The organism is Streptomyces plumbidurans (assembly GCF_019857225.1).
In the GTDB taxonomy this organism is placed as follows: Bacteria; Actinomycetota; Actinomycetes; order Streptomycetales; family Streptomycetaceae; genus Streptomyces; species Streptomyces plumbidurans.
On record NZ_JAFJSY010000009.1, the window covers coordinates 1 to 23,341 of the forward strand.

Below are 23,341 nucleotides of genomic sequence, written 5' to 3' on the forward strand. Positions count from 1 at the left end.
CGGGACCACGGGGTCGTGCGAGGGCGGGGGCGGCACGGGCGCGCGCCCGCCGCCGCTGCGGCCGCTCTGGCCGGGCTTCACCGACGGGCGGCCGTTGCGCCGCCCCTCGATCAGGCTCACCGCGCGCTCGGGCAGCCAGGCCGAGGCCGTACCGCTGTCGTCGGAGCCGGAGCCGAACAGATGCGGGGCGAGCTGGGCCTGGAGGTCGGCCGGGTTGGGGCGGGCGGTGGCCTCCATCTGCATGCAGGACTCGATCAGGGGCCGCAGCTCGTCTGGCAGGCCCTCCAGGTCCGGGCCCTCCCTGAGCAGCATGAAGACCGTCTCGACCGGGTTGGCGCCATGGAAGGGCGGGTGTCCGGTGGCGGCGAAGACGAGCATCGAGCCGAGCGAGAAGACGTCGCTCGCGCCGGTCACGCTGCGCGAGTCCTTGGCCTGCTCCGGGGACATGTAGGCGGGCGTGCCCACCGCCACGTTCGTCATCGTCAGACGCGTGTTCGAGACGCCGGAGGCGATGCCGAAGTCGATGACCCGGGGGCCGTCCTCGACGACCAGGACGTTCGACGGCTTGAGGTCGCGGTGGACCAGGCCGGCGCCGTGGATCGACTGCAGCGCCTCGGCCACACCGGCCGCCAGCCAGCGCACCGCCTGGGCCGGCAGCGGCCCGCACTCGTTCACTATCTCCTCGAGGGAGGGCGCGGGTACGTACGCGGTGGCCAGCCACGGCACGGCGGCGCGGGCGTCGGCGTCGACCACGGCCGCCGTGTAGAAACCGGAGACCGCGCGTGCGGCCTCGACCTCACGCGAGAAGCGGACGCGGAACAGCTGGTCCTCGGCGAGCTCCGTCCGGACCGTCTTGATCGCCACGCGCCGGCCGGACGCCGAGCGCGCGAGATAGACCAGCCCCATGCCGCCGGCACCGAGCCGTCCCAGCACCTCGAACGGACCGATACGCCGCGGATCGTGCTGCGTCAGCTGATCCACCACTTGCCTGCCACCTCCCCGTCCGGGCCGCGCCGCCCACCTTTGCACGCGACCCCGTGCAGCGTCTCACCACCGCACCGCCCTGGCGGCACGCACCCCGATTCTTCCTGTCCCGGCCCCTGGTTGCGAACCCGGGGTCGAGTCGGGATGCCTCACCGCAAAACGGTACGTTTCACCGCTCGGTCTGTTTCAAGCGGTCGCTCCAGTACCGCGAACGACGCCCCCTGATTGTCGGTGACGACAGCCACCCTTCCGTACGACGTCTCGAATGGTGGCGCCTGGATCCGGCCGCCGAGACGGCTCACCGTACCGAGTGCCACCTCGCAGTCCTCCACCGCGAAGTGGACCAGGAAGTGCGGCGGCATCTCGGCCGGGAAGACGTCCGAGACGGGCGCCCGGCCGAAGTCCGGCCTGGCGTCCGGCCCGAACAGGGCCTCGTGGAACAGCTCGCCGTAGAAGACGTTGGCGGCCTCGGTGTCGCGGGCGTACAGCTCGACCCAGGCGAAGGTGCCGGTCTCGTGCCGTCTGCCGAAGCCGGGGTGTCCGTCGGGCTCCCAGAGGGCGAAGACGGCGCCCTCGGTGTCGGTCACCAGCGCGGTGGTGCCCAGGTCCGCCACCGGGACGGGCGCCGTCACGACCTGTCCGCCCTCGGCGTGGATCCGGTCGGCCAGCGCCTCGGCGTCCGGGGTCGCGAAGTACACGGTCCACACCGTGGGCAGCCGCCCGTCCGTCTTGCGCGCCAGGCCCGCCACGGCCTCGCCCTCCCGGCAGGCCCATACGCCGCCCGTCTCCGGCCGGTCCTGGAAGGTCCACCCGAAGAGCTCACCGTAGAACCGCTTGCCCGCCTCCACGTCGGCGAGCTGCGCGTCCACCCAGCAGGGGACGCCCTCTCCGTACGCGGATGCCCTGTTTTCGGCCATGGCGCCAAACTAACGGCGTCTCACGCGGTCCGCAGACCTGGCGCACCCGCCTCCACCGGCTCATGCACCCCATTTGCAGTCGGCCGAATCGCGCTCCGATCACCCCTCGGTAAGCTGACGACATGACAGGACAAGTGCGTACCGTCGACGGCCGCGTGGCCGGCCGGCGTGGGCAGGCGACCCGGCAGAAGCTGCTCGACTGCCTCAGCGAGATGCTCAGCTCCTCCCCTTACCGGGACGTCAAAGTCATCGATGTCGCCCGGAAAGCGGGAACTTCGCCCGCCACCTTCTACCAGTACTTCCCGGACGTCGAGGGCGCCGTCCTGGAGATCGCCGAGCAAATGGCCACCGAGGGCGCCGGGTTGACCGAGCTGCTCGAGGGCCGGTCCTGGGTCGGCAAGGCCGGCTGGCAGACCGCGCAGGAACTCGTGGACGGGTTCCTGGAGTTCTGGCGAAAGAACGACGCGATCCTGCGCGTGGTCGACCTCGGTGCGGCCGAGGGCGACAAGCGGTTCTACAAGATCCGCATGAAGATCCTGAACTCCGTGAACAACTCCCTCGCGGATTCGGTCGCCGAACTGCAGTCCAAGGGCCGCGTCGACAAGGACGTGAACCCGGCGGCGGTGGCCGGTTCCCTGGTCGCGATGCTCGCGGCCGTCGCCTCGCACCAGAAGGGCTTCCAGTCCTGGGGCGTCAAGCAGGCCGAACTCAAGCCCAACCTGGCGCTGTTGGTCCACCTCGGCGTGACGGGCAAGAAGCCCACGAAGTAGCAGGCCTCCCACTTACCGGTATCCAGGCCCCCAAGTCCTGTCTGACAGGCGGTGATTCACGGACTTTCCCGTGGATCACCGCCTGTTCTGCACCACGCCCACGCCGGTCACACCGTCACCTCCCGGCCCTCGAAGAGCCGTGCCGCGTCCGCAGCGTGCGCGCGCAGCCGGTGCACGGGGCCGAAAAGGAGGTCGTCGCCCGCGGCCCGCTTGAAGTAGAGGTGGGCCTCGTGTTCCCAGGTGAACCCGATGCCGCCGTGCAACTGGATCCCCTCGGCGGCCGCGGTCCGCAGCGCCTCCAGCGCCTGCGCGAGGGCGAGGGCGCCCACTCGCTCGCCGTGGGCGGCGGCCCAGGCGGCGTAGTAGGCGGCCGAGCGGGCCGCCTGCACCCGTACGTACACGTCGGCCAGCCGGTGCTTGACCGCCTGGAAGGACCCGATCGCCCGCCCGAACTGCTCGCGCTGCAGCACGTACTCCACGGTCCGCTCCAGCGTGCGGTCGGCCGCTCCTACGGCCTCGCAGGCGAGGACGGCGGCGGCCGTGTCCCCGGTCCGGGCGAGCGCCCCGAGCACCTCGGCGCCGTCCTCGCCCAGCAACTCGGCCCGCACATCCCGCAGTTGTACTCGCGCCTGAGGACGGGTGGCGTCCAGCGCGGTCTGCCGTGTCCGTACGACCCCGTCCGCGTCGCCGGGAACGAGGAAGAGCAGGGTCCGCGAGCGGGCGTAGCCCCCGGTGTGCGCGGCGACCAGCAGCAGGCCGGCGCTGTGCCCGTCGAGCACCTGCTCGGCCTGTCCGTACAGCCGCCACCCCTCCCCCGCGCGCCGGGCCTGCACGCCCCCGGCGCGTCCGCCGCCCGCCCACTCCCCGCCGTTGTCGCCGGTCAGGGCGAGGGCGGTGGCGAGCGCGGTGCCGGGGACCGCGAGCGTGGCGGTGAGGGTGCCGTTGGCGATGCGGGGCAGCAGATCGGCCCGCTGGGCTGCGGTGCCGAGGGCGCGGACCAGCGGGGTGGCGAGGGCGGCGGTGGCGAGGAAGGGGGAGGGTGCGAGCGCGCGGCCCGTCTCCTCGGCGGCCAGGGCGAGTTCGGTCACCGAGCAGCCGGCGCCGCCGTACTCCTCCGGAAGCGCGAGTCCGGGCAGGCCGAGCCGGTCGGCGAGGGCGGTCCACAGCGCCGGGTCGTGTCCGGCGGGGGTGTCGAGGGCGGCGCGCAGCTCCTCGGGCCCGCAGCGTTTGTGCAGCAGTTCGCGCAGGGTGCGGCGGATCTCCTCCTGCTCCGCGGTGAAGCCGGCGTCCATGGCCCTCCCCCTCTTCCCTACGGATCTGACGGTCCGTCATATTAGGAGGGCCGAAGCGATATGCACAGGGGCAGGAGGCCGCTCATGAGTCGCGGGAGCCGGAAAGTCGCCGTGGTCGGAGTCGCCCTGTCGGAGTGCGGACGGGTGGACGGGGCGACGCCGTACGCCCTGCACGCCCAGGCCGCCCGCCGTGCGCTGGCCGACGCGGGGCTCGGCCGCGAGGTGGTCGACGGCTTCGCCTCCGCCGGGCTCGGCACGCTGGCGCCCGTCGAGGTGGCCGAGTATCTGGGCCTGCGGCCCACCTGGGTCGACTCCACCTCCGTCGGTGGCTCCACCTGGGAGGTCATGGCAGCGCACGCGGCGGACGCGATAGCGGCCGGGCACGCGAACGCCGTGCTCCTGGTGTACGGCTCCACGGCCCGCGCCGACATCAAGGCGGGCCGGCGCACCGGGAACCTGTCCTTCGGCACCCGCGGCCCGCTGCAGTTCGAGGTGCCGTACGGCCACACGCTGATCGCCAAGTACGCCATGGCCGCCCGCCGCCACATGATCGAACACGGCACGACCATCGAGCAGTTGGCGCAGGTGGCGGTGCAGGCGCGGGCGAACGCGGCCCTCAACCCCGACGCGATGTTCCGCGACCCGGTCACGGTCGACGACGTCCTGTCCGGGCCGATGATCGCGGACCCCTTCACCAAGCTGCACTGCTGCATCCGCTCCGACGGCGGTGCGGCGGTGCTGCTCGCGGCCGAGGAGTTCGTACGGGACTGCCGTACCGCCCCCGTCTGGGTGCTCGGCACCGGCGAGCACGTCTCGCACGCCGCCATGTCGGAGTGGGAGGACTTCACGGTCTCCCCGGCGGCGGTGAGCGGACGGCTGGCGTTCGAGCGGGCGGGCGTACGCCCCGAGGAGATGGACTTCGCGCAGATCTACGACGCCTTCACCTATATGACCCTGGTGACCCTGGAGGACCTGGGGTTCTGCGCGAAGGGCGAGGGCGGGGCGTTCGTGGAGAAGGGGCGGCTCAGGGTCGAGGGCGGCGAGCTGCCGGTGAACACGGACGGGGGCGGCCTGTCCGCCCAGCACCCCGGGATGCGGGGACTGTTCCTGCTGGTGGAGGCGGTACGGCAGCTGCGCGGGGAGGCGGGGGCGCGTCAAGTGCGCGCGGCCGACAGTGAGTTGCCGCGGCTGGGCGTGGCGTCCGGCACGGGCGGTTGGTTCTGCTCCTCGGGGACGGTGGTGCTGGGGCGGTGAGGCGCCGCGCTGCGGTCATCCGGTGCTGTGCTCTGCGATCCTCCGGTGATGTGCTCTGCGGTCAGCCGGTGACGTCGACGGCCGCCTCGTCGTTGCCCGGGTCGGGATCATGGCGCCCCGACCTGTCGTCCGGGGCGGGCGAACCGGAGGGGCCGGACCCCTGGCCCTCCAGGCGCACACTGCCGGTGGCGGGTTCCCCGAGCCGCAGGGTGAACTCGAAGGTGCGTGCCTTGCCCGGTTCCAGGCCCTCGACGTCGCAGGTGTACGTGGAGCCGTCGTTGTCGCAGTAGGGCTCGTACTCGTCCTCGTCGATCTCCGTCATGGGCTCCTTGAGGACGTCGGTGCCGGGCGGCGGGGTGAAGACGAGCCGGGTGGAGTAGCCGGGGTTGCCGGGGCCGTTGTTGCGGACGGTGAGGCGGACCTTGCGGGTGTCGCCGGGGTCGCCGCGCAGGTCGGCGCCGGAGACCGCGTAGTCGGCGCCGGTGGCGAGCAGGACGTCGACGTGGTCGCCCGCCTTGGTGAACCTGCCGTGGGGCGTGCGCACGGCCTCGGCGCGCAGGACGGGCCCGTCGCCGTGCGCGCCGCCCTCGGAGACGGTCTGGTTCGGACCCGGTCCCGCCTTGAGCGGCCAGACCATGCGCCCGAAGGAGCCGTACATCGTCGTCCGGGAGGCGCGCAGGCGCAGCGCGGGCCGGACGGTGACGCTCTTTCCCGGCGCGATCCGCACGCCGGGGAAACTGCACACCGCCTGGCTGCCGTGCTGCAGATCCGGATACCGGCAGTTGGCGTAGCGCTGCACGAACTGAAGATCTCCGGCGTTGACGACGAGCGCCAGCCCGCGCACGGGCACGTCGCCGGCGTTGCGGACGACCGTCGGATACGTCACTTCGGCGCCGGGGTGAACTCCCTGGCCGGGCGCGGGTGTCAGCAGCTCCAGCACCGGCTCGCCGACGACCACCCGGGTGCGCGCGGTGAGCTTCCCGCCGTCCGTCATGGCGTACGTCAGGCGCAGGTACCCGCTGTCACCGGGCCTGCTGCCCTTCGCCGCGAGCGGGGCGAACGCGTCCGTGGTGAGGCCGAGAAGGCTCGCGGCCGGGCCCTCGCAGACGACATGGGTGGCGCTGCCCCGGCAGTTCGTACTGTCGTCGCGCAGCCGCACGGCGCCCTCCGAGCCCGCCTCGACGTCCACGGTCAGCCGCCGGGCGCGCGGCGTGTAGGGGCCGGGGCCGTCGACACGCAGGGGGAAGACCTTCTTGCCGCCGTTCGCCGGAACGTAGAAGATCTCAGGCGCGGAGAGGGAGTACGCCTTCTCGTCGCCGGTGCACGCGGTGAGGGCAGCGAGCAGCAGCGCTCCGGCGAGGGCCACGCGCGTGACATGCCGTCGGCGCCGCACCAGTTGCCCCCCGCCTCTCCGTCGACGTATCCAGGTGATCCGGGGGTCAACGTACTGCGAACACACCTTCGGCGTATGGAGGAACCGACATGGCCCTGAACCGCGAAGAACGCGCGGCGTTTCTCGCCGAGCCGCACATCGCCGCACTGGCGGTGGCCGCGGAGGAGGGACGCGCGCCGCTCACCGTGCCGATCTGGTACCAGTACGAGTCCGACGGCACCGTGTGGATCCTGACGGGCAAGAACTCCCGCAAGAACGTGCTGATCGGCGCGGCGGGCCGGTTCTCCCTCATGGTGGAGCGGCTCGAACCCACCATTCGCTACGTGTCCGTGGAGGGCCCGGTGACCGGGACCGAGCCCGCCACGATCGAGCAGCTGCGGGAGATCTCGGCGCGCTACCTCCCGGCCGACAAGGTCGACGGCTATGTGGACTTCGCCTGGAAGAACCACGGCGAGCAGGTCGTGGTGCGGATGCGGCCCGAGCGGTGGCTGTCGTCCGACCTCGGCACGGTCTGAGCCGCGGCACACGGGACAATCGGGGCATGGGAACGGATCTGCACGAGCTGCTGAGGTCACTGCGGGTGTGGGACCCGGAGGTGACGGCGTTGCCGCCGTTCGACCCGGCGACCGCCCCCGCCGAACCTCTCGACCTCTTCACCACCTGGTTCGCCGAGGCGGTGGCGGCCGGGCAGAGCGAGCCGCACACCATGTCGCTGGCGACGTCGGACGAGGCGGGGCTGCCGGACGTGCGGATCGTGATGCTGCACGGCGCGGACGCGGACGGCTGGTCGTTCGCCACCCATGCCAACAGCCGCAAGGGCGAGCAGCTGGCGGCCCGCCCGTATGCCGCGCTCGCCTTCTACTGGCCGGTGCTGGGCCGCCAGGTCCGGGTGCGCGGCCCGGTCGCCGCCGCGCCGGCGGAGGAGTCCCAGGGCGATCTGCACGCCCGCTCCACCGGCGCGCTGGCCGCCGCGCTGACCGGCCGCCAGAGCCAAGTCCTCGGCTCGGTCGAGGAGTTGGAACGGGAGTCCCGGGCGGCCTGGGACCGCGCCCGCGCGGAACCGGACGCCCCGGTGCCGAGCTGGACCCTGTACCACCTGCGCCCGGACGCCGTGGAGTTCTTCCAGGGCGACGGGAGCCGACGGCACGTACGGCTGAACTACCGGCGTACGGAGGGTGGTTGGACGCGCGAGCTGCTGTGGCCGTAGTAACGGGTCAACTCGCCCTGGACGCCTCCGCTACGACGGCTCCGGATCCGTGGCCAGGCGGCCGTGCAGGTGGACGTCGCGGAAGGCGTCGCGACGTCCCGCCTCGAACATCGCGCCGCGCAGGGTGCCTTCGTAGCGGTATCCGCACCGTTCGGCGACGCGGCACGAGGCCTCGTGGCCGATGGCGTGGCCGAGTTCCAGGCGGTGCAGGCCCAGTTCGGTCAGGGCCCAGCGGGAAGCCAGGTTCAGGGCGCGAGCGGCGATGCGGCGGCCGCGGGCCTCGGGCAGCACCCAGTACCCGACGCGGGCGACGCTCAGCACCGGTTCGACGGCCTGCAGGCCGACGCTGCCCAGCACCGCCCCGCTCGTGGCGTCGACGACGCAGTACGTGACCGAGGTCCCCTCCACGGCCTCCCGCCCCTTCCTGCGCAGGGACTCCCGGGCGCTGTCGAGGTCGGTGACCGGTTTGAGCGGGGTGTTCCAGCGCTGGAACTCCGGGTCCGTGACCCCGCGCAGCCAGGCCGCGACGTCGGCGTCCGAGTCCGGTTCCCACAGGCGCAGGCGGATGCCGTCGCCGTGCAGTTCGGGAACGGGGGTGGTGAGGTGCTGTTCGTCGGTGGAGGCCATCGCCCCATTCAAGCCCGTACGTCCGCGCGCGTCACTCACGGGGCCGGAACACCGGCACCCCGTCCCGGAACGCGACCTCCAGCTCCATCCCGCCCTGCAGGCCGCTTCCCTTTGTCTGCACGATCTCCGTCATCATCCGCGGCCCCTCCGCGAGGTCGACCACGGCGGCGACGTACGGCGTCCGCTCCCCGAAGGGCGGCAGATCGTTGCGGTGGACCACGGACCAGGTGTAGAGCACGGCCCGGCCGCTCGCCGGCTCCCACGCGACGTCCTCGCTCCAGCAGTACGGGCAGAACTCCCGCGGGTAGTGATGGGCCCGCCCGCACGCCCCGCACCGGCGGATCAGCAGTCGGCCCCCGGCCGCCGCGTCCCAGTACGTCCGCGTGAAGTCGTCCGCCTCCGGCAGGTCGAACCGGGGAGCGCTCATCCGAACCACCCCAGCGCACCGTCCAGCGACCAGCTCTGCCACGACATCCCGAACAGCCCGACCAGCGACATCAGCGCCATCATCGAGTTCTGCCCCTGCTCGGCCACCTCGTGGATCATGAGCGTGAAGTACAGGACGTTCAGCAGCAGTCCGCCCACCAGCGCGACCGGCGTCAGGAACCCGGCGACCAGCCCGAGCCCGATCGCCAGCTCCGCGTAGACCACGACATACGCCATCGTGCGCGGCCGCGGCGCCACCACGACCTCGAAGCCGGACCGCACGGCGTTCCACCGGTGCTTCGCCGCGACCGACGCCGCCCACACGATCCCGGTCCCCCGCTCGAACCACGCCTTGCGATCCTTGTGCCGCCAGCTCTCCAGCCACCACAACCCAAGCCCGATACGCAGCACGGCCACCCACTCGGCACCACTGAGCCAGATCGAGTCCATAAATCTGACGGTACGTCAGATCCAACAATCCCGGAACCCCACGGACTCGCTGGCCGCTGAGCCACGCGGCATCCACGCCGGCCCCCGGACGCGGGGCCTGCAGCGGTTCCCCGGCGGGCCCTACCGCGATCGCCGAGCGCGGCTCACCGTGACCGCCGGGCGCGGCCCGCCGCGATCACCCGGGTGCGGCCCGCCGGGAAGCCCGGGCGCAGGCCGCCGGGAAGCCCGGACACACGCCCCCCACGCCCCCGGGCGCGGCTCACCGTAAATCCCAGGCGCGACGCGCCACGATCCCGCGGTGCAGGCGACGCCCCCCGGGACGCAACCCACCACGACCCACGGCACGACCCACCGCGAATCCCAGGCATGACCGGGACGCGGCCCCCCGCACCCCCCGCGCACAACCCACCCACCCCCAGACCCCCACAACCAAGTGGCCTACGTCACAAGCCCCACCCACTCCTCCTACACACGTGATCAATCCGAAACCAATTCCGGGCTTGACCGAGACCCATCAACCTGGTGCGTGATTACGCTCGCGAACATGGCCGACTCCACACCGTCCGCAAGACCCTCGGGGCGCCCCGTCTACGTCATCGGCGGCGGCCCCGGTGGGCTCGCTGTCGCGCAGGCGCTGCGGGCCCGGCGCATACGTGCCGTCGTCCTGGAGAAGGCCGACCGGGTCGGATCGGCCTGGCGGGGGCACTACGACCGCCTTCACCTGCACACGACCCGCCGCCTGTCCGCTCTCCCCGGTCTGCCGATGCCGCGTCGTTTCGGGCGCTGGGTGGCCCGGGACGACGTGGTGCGGTACCTGGAGAAGTACGCCGAGGTGCACGAGCTGGAGATCGTCACCGGCGTCGAGGTCTCGCGCGTCGAGCCGACCCCCGACGGCCCCGGCTGGCTGCTGCACGCCACCGGGGGCCGGGAGCTGACCGGCGCAGCCGTCGTCGTGGCCACCGGCCACAACCACACCCCGTACATCCCGGACTGGCCCGGCCTGGGCACCTACGGCGGCGAGTTCCTGCACGCCGGCCAGTACCGCAACGCGACCCCCTACGCCGGTCGCGACATCCTCGTCGTCGGCGCCGGCAACACCGGTGCGGAGATCGCCGTCGACCTGGTGGAGGGCGGCGCCTCGCGGGTCCGGCTGGCGGTGCGGACGGTGCCGCACATCGTGCGCAGGTCCACCGCGGGATGGCCCGCGCAGCGCACCAGCATCCTGGTGCGGCGGCTGCCGGTGCACCTGGTCGACCGGCTCGCCCGGCCCGTGGCGAAGCTCAGCGTGCCGGACCTGTCGGCCCATGGGTTGCCGCGCCCCGACACCGGCCTGTACAGCCGGGTCAAGCAAGGGTCGATCCCGGTACTCGACGTCGGCCTCATCGACGCCGTGCGCGAGGGCCGCATCGAGATCGTGGCCGCCGTCGACGGCTTCGAGGACGGCAAGGTGATCCTCGCCGACAGCAGCCGTATCTCGCCGGACGCCGTCATCGCCGCCACCGGATACGTCCGCGGGCTCGAAGGCCTCGTCGGCCATCTCGGCGTACTGGACGACCGCGGCAGACCCGTCGTCCAGGGCGCCCACACCCCGGCGGACGCCCCCGGCCTGTACTTCCAGGGCTACACCAACCCCATCAGCGGCAATCTCCGCGAGATGGCGATCGACGCCGAGAAGATCGCGAAGTCCGTCGTGAAGAACGGCCGCGACACTCTGTCCCGGCTGCCCGGGTGACGTAGAGCCTCTCGACGCCTCGCGCTCGCAGGGAGAAACCCTCAACGCCGCACAGCAGGACTCCCGTTGCTCAAGGGCCAGATGCGACGGGAGCGTTGAAGCGTGCCGCCTTCGGGGCCAGAATCTGAACACTGCTCACTTTCTGGCTCCACACTCTCTCCATACGGAGGATGCACGTGGCACGCGAAAGACAGCACAACCCCCTTGGCCTCTCCCGGCGTTCCCTGCTCGGCGGCGCCGCCGCGACCGCGGGCGCCGTCACCCTCGCCGGCACCGCGGCGGCCCCGGCGTCCGCCGCGGCGAGCACACGGACCGTGGACGTCGCGATCGTCGGCGGCGGGCTCGCCGGACTGACGGCGGCCCGCGACCTGGTGGCCGGCGGAAAGACCGTCGCCGTCCTCGAGGCCCGCGACCGGGTCGGCGGCCGGGTCGTCAACCTGCCCCTCGCGAACGGCGGCGTCACCGAGGGCGGCGGCGAGTTCATCGGCCCCACCCAGGACCGCATCAAGGCCCTCGCCGACTCGCTGGGCGTGGCCACCTTCACGACGTACAACACCGGCAAGAACCTCCTCTACAAGGACGGCACGAGGACCCCGTACGCCACCGACGGCGTCCTCGGCTCGGTGCCGCCGATCGACGCGGCCGGTCTCGCCAACGCGGCGATCGTGCAGGCATCCCTCGACGACATGGCCAAGCAGATCCCGCTGGACGCGCCCTGGACCGCGCCGAAGGCCGCCGAGTGGGACAAGCAGACCTTCGAGAGCTGGCTGAACGCCAACGCGGTCGTGCCCTCGGCCAAGTTCCTGCTGGACGTGGCCTGCACGTCGATCTTCTCGGCCCAGCCCCGCGAACTCTCCCTGCTCTTCGTCCTGTTCTACATCGCCGCCGCGGGCAACGAGTCCAACGTCGGCACCCTGGAACGCCTCACCGACACCGCGAACGGCGCCCAGGAGTCCCGCTTCGTCGGCGGCTCCCAGCAGGTGCCGATCAAGCTGGCCGCCACGCTCGGCAGCCGCGTGGTGCTGAGCGCGCCGGTGCGGTCGATCGTGCGGTCGGGGAGCGGCTACGTGGTGACGGCCGACGGCATCACGGTGAAGGCGAGGAAGGTCGTCGTCGCCGTACCGCCGCCGCTCGCGGCCCGGATCACCTACGACCCCCTTCTCCCGGCCGCCCGCGACCAGTTGAGCCAGCGGCTGCCGATGGGCTCGATCGGCAAGGCGATCGCCGTCTACGACAGCCCCTTCTGGCGCGCCGACGGCCTCAACGGCCAGGTCGTCAGCGACTCCGGCGTGGTCCGCTCGACCTTCGACAACTCGCCGCCGGACGCCTCCTACGGCGCCCTGATGGGCTTCATCGAGGCGGACAAGATGCGGGAGTACGACGCGGCGGGCATCGACGAGGTGAAGGCCGCGGTCCTCAAGGACTACGCGAACTACTTCGGCGACAAGGCCAAGTCCCCCACCTCCTTCGTCCTGCAGCGCTGGGACAACGAGGGCTTCTCCCGCGGCGGCCCGGTCGCCTACGCCCCTCCCGGCGTCCTGACCGAGTACGGCGCCGCCCTGCGCGAGCCGGCCGGCGGCATCCACTGGGCCGGCACCGAGACCTCCACGCACTGGAACGGCTTCATGGACGGAGCCGTGCGCTCGGGCGAGCGGGTGGCCAAGGAGGTGCTGGCGGCGCTGTAGGGCGTGGCGGTCCACAAGCTTTGAGGTCCGAGCAGTTCCTGACATCGCGTCAGTTCAGTAATCTGACAGTGCGTCAGTTACTGGCGCGTCAGTCATTCGCTGTCACACAGGAGCGGGCGGACCGATGCTTGGATCAACCCACGGCACCCTCACCACCGACTCCCGCCGGGCCCGGGTCATCGCGTGCGGCGAGCAACCCGGGCCCGCCGTCCACGGCAGGCCGGCGGACGTCGACGACCTCGACGTCGGCGGCCGGCCGCTGTATGCCGGCGTACCCGACCTGGACCGTTTCTTCCGCCCCGAGTCCGTCGCCGTGATCGGCGCCTCGGACGCCGAGGGGCGGCCCCACACCGGTATCACCCGGCAGCTGGTGGCCTGGGCCGAGCGGGTCGGGGCGCGGCTGCACCCGGTCCACCCCAGCCGCCCGTCCGTCTTCGGCATACCCTGCTCCCCCACGGTCGCCGACCTGCCCGAACAGGTCGACCTCGCCGTCCTGCTGCTCGCCGACCCGCTGCCGGTCCTCGAAGAACTGGCCGAGGCCAAGGTGAAGTTCGCGGTCGTCTTCGCGTCCGGCTTCGCCGAGACCGGCGCCGAGGGAGCGGTCGCGCAGACGCGGCTCGCCGCCACGGTGGCCCGCTCCGGGATGCGGCTGCTCGGGCCCAACACCAACCTCAACGCCTTCGAGCACTTCCGCGACGACCTCGACGGACCGGCCATCGCGCTCATCACCCAGTCCGGGCACCAGGGCCGTCCCGTCTTCGCCCTCCAGGAACTCGGCATCCGCCTCTCCCACTGGGCGCCCACCGGCAACGAGGCCGACCTGGAGAGCGCCGACTTCATCTCCTACTTCGCCGAGCAGCCCGAGGTCGGTGCGATCGCCTGCTACGTCGAGGGGCTCAAGGACGGCCGCTCGTTCCTGCTCGCCGCCGACCGGGCCGCCCGCCGAGGCGTGCCGGTAGTCGCCGTCAAGGTGGGCCGCACCGAGGCCGGCGCCCGCACGGCCGCCTCGCACACCGGGAAGTTGACCGGCGCGGACACGGTGGTGGACGCGGCGCTGCGGCAGTTCGGCGTGATCCGGGTGGACGGGCTCGACGAACTCCAGGACACCGCCGCCCTGTTGGCCCGCGCCCGCCCGCCGCGCGCCGAGGGCGTCGTCGTCTACTCCATCTCGGGCGGCACGGGCGCGCACTTCGCCGACCTCGCGACCGAGGCGGGGCTGCGGCTGCCCGCGCTGACCGAGGCGAAGCAGGCTCAGCTGCACCAGTGGATCCCCGAGTACCTGAACGTGGCCAACCCGGTCGACAACGGCGGGCACCCGGTGGGCGACGAGCGCGGCCGGAAGATCATCGACGCTATCCTCGACGACCCCGAGGTGGGGGTCCTGATCTGCCCGATCACCGGCCCCTTCCCGCCCCTCAGCGACCGTCTCGTCAAGGACCTGGTGGAGGCGGCCGAGCGTACGGACAAGCTGGTCTGCGTGGTGTGGGGATCGCCGGTGGGCACCGAACCGGCGTACCGCGACGTCCTGTTGGGCTCCTCGCGGGTGGCCACCTTCCGCACGGTCGCGAACTGCATCACCGCCGTCCGCGCCTACCTCGACCACCACCGCTTCGTCAGCGGCTACCGCTCCCCCTTCGACGAGGCCCCCCGCACCACCTCGCCCTCCTTCCGCAAGGCGCAGGCCCTGATGAGCCCGGGCCGCCAGCTCAGCGAGCACGCGGCGAAACAACTGCTGCGGGCCTACGGCATCCGTGTCCCGCGCGAGCAGCTGGTCACCAGCGCCGCCGCGGCCGTACGCGCGGCGAGCCTGGTGGGCTACCCCGTGGTGATGAAGGCGTCCGGCGCGCAGATCGCCCACAAGACCGAACTGGGGCTGGTGAAGATCGGCCTCACCTCCGCGAGCCAGGTCCGCGACGCCTACCGCGAGTTGACGGACATCGCCCGCTACGAAGGGGTGTCGTTGGACGGCGTCCTGGTCTGCCAGATGGTCGAGCGGGGCGTGGAGATGGTCGTCGGCGTGACGCACGACGCCCTGTTCGGGCCGACGGTCACGGTCGGACTCGGCGGGGTGCTGGTGGAGGTGCTGCACGACGTCGCCGTACGCGTACCACCCTTCGGCGAGGAACAGGCCCGGGACATGCTCGGCGACCTGCGCGGGCGGGCCCTGCTGGACGGGGTACGGGGACGGCCACCGGCCGACCTCGACGCCCTCGTCGAGGTCGTACTGCGGGTGCAGCGGATGGCGGTGGAACTCGGGGACGACCTCGCGGAGCTGGACATCAACCCGCTGATGGTGCTGCCCCAGGGGCAAGGGGCGGTGGCGCTGGATGCGTTGGCGGTGTGCCGCTGATGGGGGAGGTGGGGGAGATGAAGGAGAACGGGGTCGACTGGGTACTGCACGAGACGTCCGGCCAGGTCTCGTACATCACGCTCAACCGGCCGGAAGCCCTGAACGCCCTCACTCCGGGGCAGCGAGATCGCATCATCGAGCTGCTCGCGGCCGCCTCGGCCGACCCGGACGTACGGGCGGTGGTCCTCACGGGGACCGGCCGGGGGTTCTGTGCGGGGGCGGATCTGCGGGGTGGTTCGAGTAAGGGTGCGCGGGTTGCGGGCGATGTGGCCCGCACCCTGCGCCTCGGCGCGCAACGCCTGATCGCGGCGGTCCTCGACTGCGAGAAACCGGTACTGGCCGCCGTGAACGGCACGGCGGCGGGCCTGGGCGCCCATCTGGCGCTCGCCTGCGACCTCGTACTGGCCGCGGAGTCGGCGCGCTTCATCGAGGTGTTCGTACGGCGCGGTCTGGTGCCGGACGGCGGCGGGGCCTACCTCCTGCCCCGCTTGGTCGGCCCGCAGAAGGCCAAGGAGCTGATGTTCTTCGGCGACGCGCTCCCGGCCGTCGACGCCGAACGCCTCGGCCTGGTCAACCGGGTCGTCGCGGACGGGGAGTTGGACAAGACGGCCCGCGAATGGGCCGCGCGACTGGCGGCCGGACCCACCCGCGCCCTGGCCCTCACCAAGCAACTTGTCAACGCCTCACTCGACGCCGACCGCGCCACCGCGTTCGCCGCGGAGGCAGCAGCGCAGGAGATCAATATGACGACGGAGGACGCACAGGAGGGCGTACGCAGCTTCGTACGGCGCACCACGCCCAAGTACAGAGGCCGTTGACTGTCGATCCTCCCTTCCCATCTGACGTGCCGTCAGCTTCAATGGATGCCGTGATGGGACACGCAGGAGCGGCAGCAGCCGCCGTCCGCTACCTCAGGTCGACCGGGACCCCGAGCCCCGTGGAGGCGCTCCCGCGCCCGGAGCTGCGATGCGTGGGCGAGGACGAACGGGCACCGGTCGACCAGACGGAGTTCCGCCGTGTGCTGGGAAGTTTCGCCACAGGCGTCACGGTCATCACGGCCCCGGGCACCCCCGGCGAGGAAGCCCCCGCCGGCTTCGCCTGCCAGTCCTTCTCCTCCCTTTCCCTCGACCCACCCCTGATCGCCTTCATGGTCGGCCGCACCTCGACAACCTGGCCCCGCATAGCCCGAGCAGGCGCCTTCTGCGTCAACATCCTCGCCACCGACCAGGGCGACCTGTGCCGCGCCTTCGCGGTCAGCGGCGCGGACAAGTTCGCGGGGGTGCCGTACGACGCATCCCCGACCTCGGGCTCCCCCCGCCTGACAGGCACCCTCGCCTGGATCGACTGCACGATCCACGCGGTGCACACGGGAGGCGACCACCTGATCGTGGTGGGCCGAGTGAACGCACTGGGCACGGGCGCCGGGGGCGAGGCTCCCTTGCTGTTCCACAAGGGGCGCTTTCTGTAGCCGGCAATCAGAAGCGCTTCCTCAGGGAGCGGAGGTTAGGACTGTACTCCTTAGGAGTACAGTCCTAAGACATTTCGGACAGGAACTGTACGAGCTGTCGACGCCCGTTGGGTTTCGGCTCCGCCCTGCGTCCAGCCCTGCTCCCGCACATGCCGCGCTGCGCTTCCACCTCGATACCGACGCTGTGCGCATCACCTACGCAGGTCGACCGCGCCCGACGGGCCATGGTGCGCTGCGCCGAGGAACAGCACACAGCGGACGAGGTGTAGGACATGAGTGAGCGCCGAGGGTGGGACGAACTGCGGGACGATGTTCTCGCCTCGCCAGAAGCCCAGGAGGCGTACGACGCCGCGCGGATCCGATTCGAGTTGGGGCATGCCGTGCGCGAGCGACGTGAGGCGCTGGGGATGACGCAGGATCAGCTCGCGGAGGTCGCGGGGATGCGGCAACCGGCCGTGGCGCGGTTCGAGGCGGGTGGGGCCATGCCCACCCTGCCTCTGCTGGAACGGCTCGCCGTCGCACTCGGTATGCGTCTGCATGTCGGATTCGAGCCCCTCGACCTCGCAAGCTGAGGCAGTCGACGGTGGGCGACACCGCCCGGCGGGCCTATGCGGAGGGCGCGGGGGTTTCAAGTGACGGCGGCAAGGGGTCGGAGACGAACCACCCCCGCTGAGGTACGGCATACACCCAGCCTTCATCAGCCAGTAGGCCGAGCGCCCGTCGCACGGTCGTCCGTGCAATCCCGTACCGCTGCACGAGCTGCGCTTCGCTCGGCACCATCCGCCCCGGCTGCCAGTCGCCGCGCCGAATCTGCGCACGCAGAATCTCTGCGAGTTGCCGGTACGGAGTCAGCGGCGCGCCGTGATCGATCTCAGCGTCAGGATTCATGGAGTCGACGCTAAGCAAGTGGACTGATGCACGCTCTTTGAGATACGTCTCGCGACAAGTCGATACAAGGCGATACCATGCAGAGGCCATGAAAACGCCCCGGCGGGAAGGGTGAGAGCTTCCGTGCCGGGGCTCAGCCGACTAACCAGGAGTCGACCTATGCGCAGCCTACTGGCCGCGATTCTGAGCCCTTTCCTGCCTCCTCGCGGAGCGCACCGCACTGACGCGCCGCCATCCCTCACCCCCCGTCCACCCGCCCCCGCGCACCGACCGAGGCCACGCCCGCTCGATGTCATCTTCGCCGACGGCCAGCCCCTGGTCCGGCCGTACGTCGTCGTATGGGAACGCGAGCGGGACGAACGGGAGCGGGAGCAGCGTCGGTTGGCTGCCCTGACGCCCCTGCGCCCGGACCACTTCCCCTGGGAGGTCGCCGTATGAGCGCGCGGCGACTTCGCAGCCTCGGCGTCGACCCGGCCACCGGCAAGGAGGCGTTCGCGATCGCGCGCCCCGGTGGTCTCCTCGAGGCGTTGGCCGATGCGCACGCCCTGGAGAGCGCCGCGGCCCTGGCCGCGGTCGTCGGTGCCGTACTCCAGGCCGGCGAGGCATCGGACGCCGAACTCGCCACCCTCGTACCGCCGTTGCACGCGGCACTCGACGAATGCGTCGACATGATGGCCGCGGACCGGGCGTGACGACGTAGAGGCATCGCACTGCAGGTCGTACGACGCTGTCGGGTGCCCAGGGCTAGTCCTGGGCACCCGACAGTCTCAGGCCAACAGGGCCCGGACCAGCATCGTCCCCACGGCCCGGCCCACCGGTGGATCGATCAGAGACACTCCTACGTCAGAGAAGCCGTGACACATCAACGTGCGCTCCCACTCGTCCGGGGTGCGGTCGTGCCGCAGTCCGGCTTTGGCGGGCTTGGGTTCCTCGCTGCCCGGGGGCAGATGTGAGAATGCCAGGATGCCGCCCGGGGCCATGCGCGAGCGGATCAGTGGGAGCAGGGTGTCCGGATCGACGAACCACACGGCGCCGAAGATCGACAGCACGACATCGAAGGTCTCGCCCGTCCCCTTCAGAAACGCCGTCGCCTCCGCCGTACGGAACTCAAGGCCCGGCAGATGACCCCAGCGCTCCCGCGCGACCGGCTCCCGAGTGGGAGCCAGGTCCACCCCCAGGCCCGTCGCGCCCAGCGTCACGAGGTGCGCGAGATTGCTACCGCTCCCCGAGCCCAGTTCAAGCACCCGGCGTCCGGCCACGGCACCCAGAACGCTTTGATTCTTTCCGGCCAGAGGGAACTCACGCCACCGCCGGCAAGGCGCTCACCGGCCTCCTGCGGATCACCAACGCCATCAGTGCCGCCGCCGCGCACAGCGCGCCCGAGGCGTACCAGACCATGTCGTAGGAGCCGAAGGTGTCGCGGGCCACGCCGCCGAGGTAGGCCACGAGGGCGGCGCCTACCTGGTGGGAGGCGAGGACCCAGCCGAAGACGATCGCGCTGTCGTCGCCGAACTGTTCGCGGCACAGGGCGACGGTGGGCGGGACGGTGGCGACCCAGTCGAGGCCGTAGAAGACGATGAAGAAGAGCATCGGGGGGTGGACGGTCGGGGCCAGGAGCATCGGCAGGAACAGCAGGCTGATGCCGCGCAGGGCGTAGTAGACGGCGAGGAGGCGGCGCGGCTCGAAGCGGTCGGTGAACCAGCCGGAGGCGATCGTGCCGGCCACGTCGAAGACACCGATGACCGCGAGCAGGGAGGCAGCAGCTGTGACCGGCATGCCGTGGTCGTGGGCCGCAGGCACGAAGTGGGTCTGGATCAGGCCGTTGGTGGAGGCGCCGCAGATCGCGAAGGTGCCGGCCAGCAGCCAGAAGGTGCCGGTGCGGGAGGCCGTGGAGAGGACGGTGAGGGTGCGGCGGGCGGCGCCGCGCGCGGGCGGCGGCTTCTCCACGAACTCCTGGGAGCCGTAAGGCTTCACGCCCACGTCGGCCGGGTGGTCGCGCAGCAGCAGCCATACGAAGGGGACGACCGCGAGGGCGGCAAGGGCCACCGTGACGGCGGCCGGCCGCCAGTCGTGCTTCTCCACGATCCAGGACAGCACCGGCAGGAAGATCAGCTGGCCGGAGGCGGACGCGGCCGTGAGGATGCCCGTCACCAGGCCCCGGCGCGCGGTGAACCAGCGGTTGGTGACCGTCGCCGCGAACGCCAGCGCCATGGAACCGGTGCCGAGCCCCACCAGCAGTCCCCAGCACAGCAGCAGCTGCCACGCCGCCGTCATCCACACGGTCAGCCCGGAGCCGAGTGCGATCACGGTCAGCGCCACGGCCACGACCTTGCGGATGCCGAAGCGGTCCATGAGCGCCGCCGCGAACGGGGCGGTCAGCCCGTACAGCGCGAGGTTGATGGAGACCGCGGCGCCGATCGTGCCGCGCGACCAGCCGAAGTCCTGGTGGAGCGGGTCGATGAGCAGTCCGGGGAGCGAGCGGAAGGCGGCCGCGCCGATGATCGTCACGAAGGTGACGGCCGCGACGAACCAGGCGCGGTGGACACGAGCGGGTCGCCGGGGCTCGCGGGCCGCGTCGACTGCTGCGGGTTCGGTTGTCTGGGTCACGACATCGAGCATCCCGGCCGGATTCCTGTGCATCCACTGGCCCGAAGGACAGCATTCGTTAGGATCGGGCCATGAGTGGTCAGCCAGGTGAGCCCGCGTTCCGTCCGCACCGCGTCGTCGTCCTCGCCATGGACGGCCTGCTCCCCTTCGAGCTGGGCATCCCGCACCGCATCTTCGGACGCCCCAAGGACGCCCAGGGGCGGCGGCTCTACGAGGTCATGACCTGCTCGGTGCGCCCGCCGGGCCCGGTGCGCACCGACGCCGACTTCTCGATCACGGTCGAGCACGGCCCGGAGCTGCTGGCCACCGCCGACACCGTCGTCGTCCCGGCGTCGTACGAACTCGGCCCGGTCTTCGAGGAGGGCGTCCTCACCGACGAACTCGCCGCCGCCCTCGCCCACATCCGCCCCGGCACCCGCCTCACCTCGATCTGCACCGGCGTCTTCGTGCTCGCCGCCGCGGGCTATCTCGACGGCCGGCGCGCGACCACGCACTGGGCGGAGACGGACCAGTTGCAGCGGCTCTTCCCGAAGGTCGACGTCGACCCGGACGTCCTGTTCGTCGACGACGGCGACGTCCTGACCTCCGCGGGCGTCGCCGCCGGCATCGACCTGTGCCTGCACATGGTGCGCCGCGACCACGGCACGACGGTCGCCAACGACGTGGCCCGCCGTACGGTCGTGCCGCCGCACCGTGACGGCGGACAGGCGCAGTACATCGAACGCCCGGTGCCCGAGCCCGGTACGGCCACGACGACCGGCGCCCGCGCCTGGGCCCTGGGCCGCCTGCACGAACCGATCCAGCTGCGCGACATGGCCGCCCAGGAGTCCATGTCGGTACGCACCTTCACCCGCCGTTTCCGCGAGGAGGTGGGCGTCAGCCCCGGCCAGTGGCTGACCCAACAGCGGGTGGAACGGGCCCGGTGTCTGCTGGAGTCCAGCGACCTGTCCGTGGACCAGGTGGCACAGCAGGCCGGGTTCGGTACGGCGCAGTCGATGCGGCAGCATCTGCAGACGGCCCTCGGCGTGACCCCGACCGCCTACCGCCGCACCTTCCGCACCGACACACCTCGGACCCGCACCGACGTCAGAACGTGAGCACCCCCCGCGCCACCCGCCCCGCCTCCGCGTCCGCCTTCGCCTTCTCGAAGTCCTCGACCGGGTAGGTCGCCGTCACCAGTTCGTCCAGCAGCAGCCGCCCCGCCCGGTACATCTCGGCGTACAGGGCGATGTCCCGCTGCGGCCGCGAGGACCCGTAGCGGCAGCCGAGGATCGACTTGTCCAGGTACATGGAGGAGACGAGGAAGGACGCCTCGGCGGTCGCCGGAGGTACCCCCAGCAGCACGGCCTGACCGTGCCGGTCGAGCAGGTCGACGGCCTGCCGGATCAGCTCCACGCGCCCCACGCACTCGAAGGCGTGGTCGGCCCCGGTCGGCAGGATCTCCTTCACGCCCTCGGTCGAGGTCAGGAAGTGGGTCGCGCCGAACTGCCGGGCCGCGGCCTCCTTCGCCGGGTTCGCGTCCACGGCGACGATGCGCAGCGCGCCCGCGATACGGGCGCCCTGGATGACGTTGAGCCCGACGCCACCGGTGCCGATGACGAGCACGGAGTCGCCGCGGTCGACCTTGGCCCGGTTGAGCACGGCGCCCACCCCGGTCAGCACCCCGCACCCGATCAGGGCGGCGGAGGGCAGCGGTATGTCGTCGGGGATGCGGACCGCCTGCACCGCCTTCACCACCGTCCGCTCGGCGAACGCGGAGTTGGAGGCGAACTGGTACACCGGCCGCCCGTCCCGCGAGAACGGCCGTCCCGGTCGCCCGATGGCCTGCCGGCACATCGTCGGCCGCCCCCGGTCGCACTGCGCGCACGTGCCGCAGTTGGCGAGCGTGGACAGCGCGACATGGTCCCCGGGCGCGACATGGGTGACCCCGGCGCCGACGGCCTCCACCACTCCGGCGCCCTCGTGCCCGAGCACCACGGGTGCGGGGAAGGGGATGGTCCCGTCCACCACGGACAGATCGCTGTGGCACAGCCCGGCCGCCGCGATCGCGACCCGCACCTCCCCCGGCCCCGGATCCCGTACGTCCAGGTCGTCCACGACCTCGACCCGCTTGCCGTCGAACAGCACTGCGCGCATCAGACAACTCCCTTGGGCTCCCTGGGCAGACCGAGCACCCGCTCGGCGAGGATCGTGCGCTGCACCTGGTCCGAGCCGCCGTAGATGGTGTCGGCCCGGGAGAAGAGGAACAGGTGCTGGAAAGCGTCGAGTTCGTACGGCGAGGAGGGCGACCAGTCCCGCGGCCCCACGCCGGCCACCGCGCCCCGCACCCGCATCGCCAGCTCCCCCAGCCGCTGATGCCAGCCACCCCACAGCAGCTTGGCCACGCTGGGCGCACCCGCGTCGCCCGAACGCCCCAGCGTGCGCAGGGCGTTCCACCGCATGGCCCGCAGCTCGGCCCACTGCCGCACCAGTTGCTCGCGCAGGACGGGATCGTCGACCGCCCCCGAGCGCACCGCCGCCTCCACGACCCGCCCCAACTCGGCCGCGAACCCGATCTGTTGGGCGAGCGTCGACACCCCGCGCTCGAAGCCCAGCAGGCTCATCGCGACCGTCCACCCGTTGCCCGCACCGCCCACGACATGCTCGGCTCGCGCGCGGGCCCCGTCGAAGAACACCTCGTTGAAGTCGCCGGTGCCGGTCAGCTGCCGGATCGGCCGCACCTCGATGCGCCCCGGCTGATCCATCGGGACGAGCAGAAAGCTCAGCCCGCGATGCCGGGTCGAGCCCGGCTCGGTCCTGGCCAGCACGAAGCACCAGTCGGCCTCATGGGCCAGCGAGGTCCAGATCTTCTGGCCGCTGATCCGGTACGACCCATCGGCGGCAAGCTCGGCCTTCGTACGCACCCCGGCGAGATCGGACCCCGCTCCGGGCTCGCTGTACCCCTGGCACCACAGCTCCTCACCGGCCGCGACCGGCGGCAGAAAGCGCGCCTTCTGCTCGTCCGACCCATGCGCGATCAACGTCGGCGCCAGCAAGTTCTCCCCGATGTGCCCGGACCGCGGCGGAGCCCCGGACCGCGCATACTCCTCCGCCCACACGACCTGCTGAGTGAGCGAGGCAGTCCGATTCCCGTACCCCGCCTCCCCCCACCCGAGCCCGATCCACCCACCCTGCCCCAGCGTCTTCTCCCACCCCCGCCGATCCCCAGGGCCCGAGAGATGCCCCCCGAGCCACTCCCGCACCTCCCCCCGAAACACCTCGTCCTCAGCCGAAAACGCGAAATCCACCGGC

24 protein-coding genes are annotated in these 23,341 nt (G+C 71.8%); 12 read left to right on the forward strand and 12 right to left on the reverse strand.

What is annotated here, in order from left to right; genetic code table 11:
• Positions 1–984, reverse strand: a 984-nt coding sequence (locus JYK17_RS07215; protein ID WP_222810050.1) for a serine/threonine-protein kinase, incomplete at its 3' end; no start/stop codon positions are given.
• A gap of 149 nt (positions 985–1,133) precedes the next feature.
• Positions 1,134–1,901, reverse strand: a complete 768-nt coding sequence (gene kbpA / locus JYK17_RS07220) for an AfsK-binding protein KbpA (protein WP_108008587.1) — start codon at positions 1,899–1,901, stop codon at positions 1,134–1,136.
• A 134-nt stretch (positions 1,902–2,035) separates the two neighbouring features.
• On the opposite strand from kbpA, the gene JYK17_RS07225 reads away from it, so the two are divergent.
• Positions 2,036–2,671: a TetR family transcriptional regulator gene (locus tag JYK17_RS07225; protein WP_108008589.1), complete on the forward strand. Its 636-nt coding sequence runs from the start codon at positions 2,036–2,038 to the stop codon at positions 2,669–2,671.
• Positions 2,672–2,778: 107 nt separating this feature from the next.
• Here the strand turns inward: JYK17_RS07225 and JYK17_RS07230 are convergent, their stop codons facing one another.
• Positions 2,779–3,963: an acyl-CoA dehydrogenase family protein gene (locus JYK17_RS07230; RefSeq protein ID WP_108008592.1), complete on the reverse strand. Its 1,185-nt coding sequence runs from the start codon at positions 3,961–3,963 to the stop codon at positions 2,779–2,781.
• Between the two features lie 84 nt (positions 3,964–4,047).
• Between JYK17_RS07230 and JYK17_RS07235 the strand changes: the two genes are divergently transcribed.
• Complete coding sequence (locus JYK17_RS07235; RefSeq protein ID WP_222810051.1) at positions 4,048–5,217, forward strand: thiolase C-terminal domain-containing protein; 1,170 nt, start codon at positions 4,048–4,050, stop codon at positions 5,215–5,217.
• A gap of 61 nt (positions 5,218–5,278) precedes the next feature.
• On the opposite strand, the gene JYK17_RS07240 is transcribed toward JYK17_RS07235, so the two are convergent.
• The gene (locus tag JYK17_RS07240) at positions 5,279–6,583 is read right to left on the reverse strand and encodes a COG1361 family protein (RefSeq protein WP_222810052.1); all 1,305 of its coding nucleotides are present in this window, start codon (positions 6,581–6,583) and stop codon (positions 5,279–5,281) included.
• A 116-nt stretch (positions 6,584–6,699) separates the two neighbouring features.
• Here JYK17_RS07240 and JYK17_RS07245 point away from each other — a divergent pair, with 116 nt between their 5' ends.
• Together JYK17_RS07245 and JYK17_RS07250 are read left to right on the forward strand one after the other, a co-directional pair.
• Complete coding sequence (locus JYK17_RS07245) at positions 6,700–7,125, forward strand: pyridoxamine 5'-phosphate oxidase family protein (protein WP_108008596.1); 426 nt, start codon at positions 6,700–6,702, stop codon at positions 7,123–7,125.
• A gap of 26 nt (positions 7,126–7,151) precedes the next feature.
• Positions 7,152–7,817 carry a pyridoxine/pyridoxamine 5'-phosphate oxidase gene (locus tag JYK17_RS07250; protein ID WP_108008598.1) on the forward strand — a complete coding sequence of 222 codons (666 nt, stop codon included), beginning with the start codon at positions 7,152–7,154 and terminating at the stop codon, positions 7,815–7,817.
• Positions 7,818–7,847: 30 nt separating this feature from the next.
• Here JYK17_RS07250 and JYK17_RS07255 read toward each other — a convergent pair whose 3' ends face one another.
• The 3 genes from JYK17_RS07255 to JYK17_RS07265 are packed head-to-tail and all read right to left on the reverse strand — an operon-like array spanning position 7,848 to position 9,320.
• The gene (locus JYK17_RS07255; protein WP_222810053.1) at positions 7,848–8,444 is read right to left on the reverse strand and encodes a GNAT family N-acetyltransferase; all 597 of its coding nucleotides are present in this window, start codon (positions 8,442–8,444) and stop codon (positions 7,848–7,850) included.
• Positions 8,445–8,475: 31 nt separating this feature from the next.
• Positions 8,476–8,871: a Zn-ribbon domain-containing OB-fold protein gene (locus JYK17_RS07260; RefSeq protein ID WP_108008602.1), complete on the reverse strand. Its 396-nt coding sequence runs from the start codon at positions 8,869–8,871 to the stop codon at positions 8,476–8,478.
• Positions 8,868–9,320: a DoxX family protein gene (locus JYK17_RS07265; protein ID WP_222810054.1), complete on the reverse strand. Its 453-nt coding sequence runs from the start codon at positions 9,318–9,320 to the stop codon at positions 8,868–8,870. Before JYK17_RS07265 ends, JYK17_RS07260 begins: the two co-directional genes overlap by 4 nt.
• Before the next feature lie 544 nt (positions 9,321–9,864).
• On the opposite strand from JYK17_RS07265, the gene JYK17_RS07270 reads away from it, so the two are divergent.
• The 6 genes from JYK17_RS07270 (at position 9,865) to JYK17_RS07295 (ending at position 17,127) form a co-directional block, all read left to right on the forward strand.
• On the forward strand, positions 9,865–11,052 hold the full coding sequence (locus tag JYK17_RS07270) for a flavin-containing monooxygenase (protein ID WP_222810055.1): 1,188 nt from the start codon (positions 9,865–9,867) through the stop codon (positions 11,050–11,052).
• Positions 11,053–11,222: 170 nt separating this feature from the next.
• On the forward strand, positions 11,223–12,737 hold the full coding sequence (locus tag JYK17_RS07275) for a flavin monoamine oxidase family protein (protein ID WP_222810056.1): 1,515 nt from the start codon (positions 11,223–11,225) through the stop codon (positions 12,735–12,737).
• Between the two features lie 124 nt (positions 12,738–12,861).
• Positions 12,862–15,087, forward strand: a complete 2,226-nt coding sequence (locus tag JYK17_RS07280; RefSeq protein ID WP_222810057.1) for an acetate--CoA ligase family protein — start codon at positions 12,862–12,864, stop codon at positions 15,085–15,087.
• Between the two features lie 17 nt (positions 15,088–15,104).
• Positions 15,105–15,905, forward strand: coding sequence for an enoyl-CoA hydratase/isomerase family protein (locus JYK17_RS07285; protein WP_108009161.1), 801 nt, complete (start codon positions 15,105–15,107; stop codon positions 15,903–15,905).
• 53 nt (positions 15,906–15,958) lie between these two features.
• Positions 15,959–16,555, forward strand: a complete 597-nt coding sequence (locus tag JYK17_RS07290) for a flavin reductase family protein (RefSeq protein ID WP_222810058.1) — start codon at positions 15,959–15,961, stop codon at positions 16,553–16,555.
• A 272-nt stretch (positions 16,556–16,827) separates the two neighbouring features.
• Positions 16,828–17,127: a helix-turn-helix domain-containing protein gene (locus JYK17_RS07295; RefSeq protein WP_128802223.1), complete on the forward strand. Its 300-nt coding sequence runs from the start codon at positions 16,828–16,830 to the stop codon at positions 17,125–17,127.
• A 34-nt stretch (positions 17,128–17,161) separates the two neighbouring features.
• Here JYK17_RS07295 and JYK17_RS07300 read toward each other — a convergent pair whose 3' ends face one another.
• Positions 17,162–17,443 (reverse strand): GntR family transcriptional regulator, encoded by a 282-nt coding sequence (locus tag JYK17_RS07300; RefSeq protein WP_108008616.1) that lies wholly within the window; start codon positions 17,441–17,443, stop codon positions 17,162–17,164.
• A 434-nt stretch (positions 17,444–17,877) separates the two neighbouring features.
• On the opposite strand from JYK17_RS07300, the gene JYK17_RS07305 reads away from it, so the two are divergent.
• The gene (locus tag JYK17_RS07305) at positions 17,878–18,135 is read left to right on the forward strand and encodes a hypothetical protein (RefSeq protein ID WP_108008620.1); all 258 of its coding nucleotides are present in this window, start codon (positions 17,878–17,880) and stop codon (positions 18,133–18,135) included.
• 75 nt (positions 18,136–18,210) lie between these two features.
• On the opposite strand, the gene JYK17_RS07310 is transcribed toward JYK17_RS07305, so the two are convergent.
• Together JYK17_RS07310 and JYK17_RS07315 are read right to left on the reverse strand one after the other, a co-directional pair.
• Positions 18,211–18,702, reverse strand: coding sequence for a class I SAM-dependent methyltransferase (locus tag JYK17_RS07310; protein WP_234548062.1), 492 nt, complete (start codon positions 18,700–18,702; stop codon positions 18,211–18,213).
• Between the two features lie 40 nt (positions 18,703–18,742).
• Entirely contained in the window at positions 18,743–20,050 is a 1,308-nt protein-coding gene (locus tag JYK17_RS07315; RefSeq protein WP_108009163.1) for an MFS transporter, read from the reverse strand.
• A gap of 71 nt (positions 20,051–20,121) precedes the next feature.
• Between JYK17_RS07315 and JYK17_RS07320 the strand changes: the two genes are divergently transcribed.
• The gene (locus JYK17_RS07320; RefSeq protein WP_108008624.1) at positions 20,122–21,147 is read left to right on the forward strand and encodes a GlxA family transcriptional regulator; all 1,026 of its coding nucleotides are present in this window, start codon (positions 20,122–20,124) and stop codon (positions 21,145–21,147) included.
• Here the strand turns inward: JYK17_RS07320 and JYK17_RS07325 are convergent.
• Positions 21,137–22,186 (reverse strand): Zn-dependent alcohol dehydrogenase, encoded by a 1,050-nt coding sequence (locus tag JYK17_RS07325; RefSeq protein WP_108008626.1) that lies wholly within the window; start codon positions 22,184–22,186, stop codon positions 21,137–21,139. The two genes, JYK17_RS07320 and JYK17_RS07325, sit on opposite strands and share 11 nt — an antisense overlap.
• Positions 22,186–23,337, reverse strand: coding sequence for an acyl-CoA dehydrogenase family protein (locus tag JYK17_RS07330; RefSeq protein WP_222810059.1), 1,152 nt, complete (start codon positions 23,335–23,337; stop codon positions 22,186–22,188). Before JYK17_RS07330 ends, JYK17_RS07325 begins: the two co-directional genes overlap by 1 nt.
• Positions 23,338–23,341: the final 4 nt, after the last annotated feature.